Below are 542 nucleotides of genomic sequence, written 5' to 3'. Positions count from 1 at the left end.
GGGGCTGCCCGCGCCGGGGCGGGTGGAGGCGGCGCTGGCGTGGCTGCGGGCGGGGGACTTCCGCTACACCCTCACGCCGCCCACCCTGCCGGGGCGGGACCGGGTGGACGCCTTCCTGTTCGGCTCCCGCGCCGGGTTCTGCGAACACTACGCGTCCTCGTTCGCGTTCCTGATGCGGGCGGCGGGAGTGCCTGCCCGGGTGGTGGGCGGCTACCTGGGCGGGGAGCTGAATCCCAGCGGCGGCTACCTGATCGTGCGCCAGCAGGACGCGCACGCCTGGGTCGAGGTCTGGCTGGAGGGCCAGGGCTGGGTACGGGTGGACCCCACCGCGGGGGTCGCGCCGGGCCGGGTCACGGCTGGATTGCCCACCGCCCTCTCGCGCCCGGAGGCAGAGGCGCCCCCGCCCCCCGCCGCCCTGGACCGGGTCGCCCTGCGGGTGGACGCCTGGCAGACCCGCTGGAACAGCTGGGTCGCGGGCTACGACGGCCCGCGCCAGCGCGACCTGCTGGACCGGGTGGAGGCCGGGGTGGGCGGGCGGCCCG

Annotated in this window: 1 protein-coding gene; it reads left to right on the top strand. The window is 78.0% G+C overall.

Going from position 1 to position 542, the window contains the following annotated elements:
* Positions 1–542: transglutaminase-like domain-containing protein (locus QOL99_RS17500; protein ID WP_285525691.1), on the top strand; the 542-nt coding region annotated here is incomplete at both ends.

Source organism: Deinococcus rhizophilus, from assembly GCF_030271215.1.
GTDB classification, from domain to species: Bacteria; Deinococcota; Deinococci; order Deinococcales; family Deinococcaceae; genus Deinococcus; species Deinococcus rhizophilus.
This window is presented reverse-complemented; position numbering and strand designations above follow the sequence as displayed.